The organism is Sphingomonas sp. ACRSK (assembly GCF_022346685.1).
GTDB classification, from domain to species: Bacteria; Pseudomonadota; Alphaproteobacteria; order Sphingomonadales; family Sphingomonadaceae; genus Sphingomonas; species Sphingomonas molluscorum.
This window is the reverse complement of record NZ_JAKRNR010000074.1, coordinates 1-3,365: the sequence shown is the minus strand read 5'-3', so window position 1 is coordinate 3,365 and position 3,365 is coordinate 1. Positions and strand designations below refer to the sequence as shown.

The 3,365-nt window shown below is 71.1% G+C and carries 6 protein-coding genes; all 6 read left to right on the top strand.

Annotation, left to right across the window (positions count from 1 at the left end):
- Positions 1-519 precede the first annotated feature (519 nt).
- The 6 genes from MHZ35_RS17735 (at position 520) to MHZ35_RS17710 (ending at position 3,275) form a co-directional block, all read left to right on the top strand.
- Complete coding sequence (locus MHZ35_RS17735; protein WP_239436838.1) at positions 520-672, top strand: hypothetical protein; 153 nt, start codon at positions 520-522, stop codon at positions 670-672.
- A 175-nt stretch (positions 673-847) separates the two neighbouring features.
- Positions 848-1,060 carry a hypothetical protein gene (locus tag MHZ35_RS17730; RefSeq protein ID WP_239436837.1) on the top strand — a complete coding sequence of 71 codons (213 nt, stop codon included), beginning with the start codon at positions 848-850 and terminating at the stop codon, positions 1,058-1,060.
- Positions 1,057-2,118, top strand: coding sequence for a hypothetical protein (locus MHZ35_RS17725; RefSeq protein ID WP_239436836.1), 1,062 nt, complete (start codon positions 1,057-1,059; stop codon positions 2,116-2,118). Before MHZ35_RS17730 ends, MHZ35_RS17725 begins: the two co-directional genes overlap by 4 nt.
- A complete protein-coding gene (locus MHZ35_RS17720) occupies positions 2,115-2,330 on the top strand; it encodes a hypothetical protein (RefSeq protein WP_239436835.1) in 216 nt (71 codons plus the stop codon). The genes MHZ35_RS17725 and MHZ35_RS17720 overlap by 4 nt, the downstream gene beginning before the upstream one ends.
- Complete coding sequence (locus MHZ35_RS17715; protein WP_239436834.1) at positions 2,327-2,797, top strand: DUF3597 domain-containing protein; 471 nt, start codon at positions 2,327-2,329, stop codon at positions 2,795-2,797. Before MHZ35_RS17720 ends, MHZ35_RS17715 begins: the two co-directional genes overlap by 4 nt.
- A gap of 52 nt (positions 2,798-2,849) precedes the next feature.
- Complete coding sequence (locus MHZ35_RS17710) at positions 2,850-3,275, top strand: hypothetical protein (RefSeq protein WP_239436833.1); 426 nt, start codon at positions 2,850-2,852, stop codon at positions 3,273-3,275.
- Positions 3,276-3,365 lie beyond the last annotated feature (90 nt).

Sequence of the window (3,365 nt, the reverse complement as noted above, 5' to 3'; positions counted from 1 at the left end):
TGGTCCAGCACCATCCGCACCGCCCGGGCGCGTACCTCAGGTGAGAACTTGTTCGTCGTCTTGCTCGTCATAGCCCCTTCCTCTCAGGAGTTGGGGCCTCCGACAAACCCGGCGCGGTTCATTATGGATAGGAAGTCCGTATAGCTCACATCCACGGCTTGAGCACCACCTGACACATTTAGCACGTGCAGCAGGAGCGATGCGCCAGCGCCCGCCGCAGAAGCTATAGTAAAAAAGGCGACAAACTTAAGTAGGTTCTTCATCTTGACCAATGCTAGTCGTCACATTTCTAGACCGCAAGTCCACAGATTACATCAACGCAAGTGCGTCACAGGCGCCCCCTTGCACCCTCGCCCCCACACCCCACCTCCAACCTCAGGCGCGGACCCGTTCCGCATCCGGAACTTTCGCGCCGCTTCCGCCTTATTCCCCCATGCCCCGCCGCACGCCGGCGGGACGCGAGAATGGCGGCTGCCGTCCATCCGGACGGCGTCTCTTTGGAACAACAACAGGAACATCATGAACTTCATTCAATCGATTCAGCAGACCCAGGTTACCTCGCCGTCGAACCAGGCTTTCGCGGCCTTCGTGCCGCTCCATCGCCGCCTCTTCCCGGTCGACCAGTGCCCGCGCGACATCGCGCGCCGCGCGGTCCGCGAAGTGCTCGGCTGAGCATCTGAACTGCATGCGCCGCGGCAAAGCCGCGGCGTCGGTCGGCGCCCGTAGCGCCGCCGTCCGGGCGTGCTGTCGACGCTCGTCGTAGCTTCGCTACGCCTCGCACAGCACGCTGTCCTACAACCCCCGACTTGCGATAGATGGCCGGTCCGCCTGTTGAAGGAGGACGCCCATGCACCGCCCCCAGCCGTCGCCCGCACCGCTCCCCATGCTGTCGCGCACCGTCCGCGACGCCATCGACCTCAACGATCCCGTCACCCGCGCCTGGTCGGACCACCTCGACGCCGGCCGCATCGGCACCCGCGTGCCCCCGCAGCCCGGCGCCCGCGAAGCCGCCGAGCACACCGCCGCCCTGTTCCGCCGCCTGGCCGGAGCCGCCCGATGAGCGCCGCCGACGCGCCCGAGGCGATCCTCGACACCCCCGAAGCCACCCCGCGCTTCCGCCAGGACGGCTGGACGCCCGAACGCCAGCGCCGCTTCCTCGAATGCGTGGCCGAAGGGCACACGGTCGAGAACGCCTGCCGCATCGTCGACCTGTCCGTCGCCTCCGCCTATGCGCTGCGCCGCCGAGCGGCCGGCGCCGGCTTCGCACTCGGCTGGCACGCCGCCAACCTGCTCGCCCGCGAACGCGTCGCCGACACGCTGCTCGCCCGCGCTTTCTATGGCCAGACCGAGACCGGCACCCGCCGGGACGGCGGCACCTGGACGCGCGACCGCTACGACAACGGCCTCGCCACCCGCCTGCTCGCCCGGCTCGATGCCCAGGCGGACGCGCCCGCCTCCGGCCCAGCCCACCACGCCGCCCGCATCGTCGCGCAGGAGTTCGACGGCTTCCTCGATCTGCTCGGCCGAGACGCCGGCCCCGCGCGCGCCGCACTGTTCCTCGCCAACCGCGCCGAACAGGCGGCGGACGTCGAGCCGGTCGTCGCCCTCGCCCGCGCCGATCGCTTCCTCCAGGCCGGCGCCGGCCTCGCGAGCGAGATCGACGTCTCCGACTGCGATCCCGCCCACCGCGCCGAATGGACCGCCGACCAGTGGCGCCGCGCCGAGGCCGCCGGCCTGCTGCGCGTCGCCACCCCCGAGCCCGAAGTTGCGCCACCCCCGCCCGAGCCTCAACTTCCTCAACTTCCGCCCGAGCCGGCGCCGGAAAGCCACGCGCCCGCCGAAGCCACGGAGCCGGTCTGGTGGTGCGACCTCCGCGAGCAATGGCGCACCCGCTTCCCACCGCCGCCGGGCTTCGACGGCGACTGCTTCGGCCGCTACGGCGACCCGGACTATGAACGCGAACTCGACATGGAGGAGGTGGAGCAGCTGCGCATCCATGAGCAGGAGAAGTTCGCGCCCGATCACGCCGCGCGCGACGCCTGGTTCGGCGCGCTCCTCGACGGCAGCGCCCCGCACCCGCCGCGTGCCGCCGCGCCCGAAGCGCCGCTTGGCCCATGACCATCCCGATCCTCAGCGACGACGATTATCTGAGCGAGGAAGACATCGCCGCGATCGCGGAGCTCGACGCGATGGCCGCGCGCGATGCGCAGGCGGCCCGCGATGCCCCGCCGGCGCCCGACGACGCGCCACGTTCACACGACGGGCGGGATGAACCAGCCCGCCCCCCGCTCGTTACCTCCGGTGAACCTCATCACGGGACGAGAGCATGAGCATCTTCGGCAAGATCAAGACGGCCATCTTCGGCAAGGACGGCGGCCCCTTCGGCGACAACTACTTCGGCCAGAAGGATCGCGCAGAGGCGGCGGCGGCCAAGAACGGCACCGTCACCCAGACCAAGACCGTCGCCGTCCACATCCCCGATCCGGTGCCCGGCGCCGCCACCCCGCCGCAGACCACCGCGGCCGAGCCGACCAGCGGCCAGCCGGTCGATGTCGAAGCGGTGCTGAAGGCGCGCGAGGCCGCGCACCCCGGCCTCAACTGGCGCACCTCGATCGTCGATCTGATGAAGCTGCTCGATCTCGATCCCAGCCTCGACAACCGCAAGGAGCTCGCGACCGAGCTCGGCTACACCGGCGCCAAGGACGGCTCTGCCGAAATGAACATCTGGCTGCACAAGGCGGTGATGCGCGAGCTCGCGAGCAACGGCGGCACCGTGCCCGCCGACCTGCGCGACTGACCCGGCCGGCTCCCCTTCACGGGGGAGCCGCCCCTGACGAAGGAGACCGACCATGGATGCCAGGAAACTCAGCTTCGGCCTCGGCGTGTTCAGCCTTGCGCTGGGCGCAGCCGAGCTGCTCGGCGCGCGGCGCATCGCCCGCACCCTCGATGCGGACGGCCATGAAGGGCTGGTCCGCGCGTTCGGCGCGCGCGAAGTCGCCGCCGGCGTCGGCCTGCTCCAGGCGCCCGCCCATTCGGCCCGCATGTGGAACCGGGTCGTCGGCGACGCGATGGACCTGACCGCGCTCGGGCTCGCGGCGGCCAAGAGCCCGCGCAACCGCGCGATCTGGGGCGCCGTCGCCTTTGTGGTGGGCGCGACCGCGCTGGACACCATCACCGCGCTCGGGCTGGAGGCGAACGGCAGCAAGACGCTCCCCGCCCGCCTCGGTCGCAGCGGCACGGGCGGTACCGACGACACCAGCACCGCCGGCGCCTGAATCCGGGCTCCCGCGCCCCGGGCTCCTGCTAGAGCGGGAGCCGGGGTGCCGGGCGCCCGACCCGCCCCCCGGCTTCAACCGGAACCCCGC

Bases quoted from the DNA above. Each gene is read 5' to 3' on its own strand.
- MHZ35_RS17720 (WP_239436835.1), top strand. From the start codon at position 2,115: ATGACCATCCCGATCCTCAGCGACGACGATTATCTGAGCGAGGAAGAC.
- MHZ35_RS17715 (WP_239436834.1), top strand. From the start codon at position 2,327: ATGAGCATCTTCGGCAAGATCAAGACGGCCATCTTCGGCAAGGACGGC.
- MHZ35_RS17730 (WP_239436837.1), top strand. From the start codon at position 848: ATGCACCGCCCCCAGCCGTCGCCCGCACCGCTCCCCATGCTGTCGCGC.
- MHZ35_RS17710 (WP_239436833.1), top strand. From the start codon at position 2,850: ATGGATGCCAGGAAACTCAGCTTCGGCCTCGGCGTGTTCAGCCTTGCG.
- MHZ35_RS17725 (WP_239436836.1), top strand. From the start codon at position 1,057: ATGAGCGCCGCCGACGCGCCCGAGGCGATCCTCGACACCCCCGAAGCC.
- MHZ35_RS17735 (WP_239436838.1), top strand. From the start codon at position 520: ATGAACTTCATTCAATCGATTCAGCAGACCCAGGTTACCTCGCCGTCG.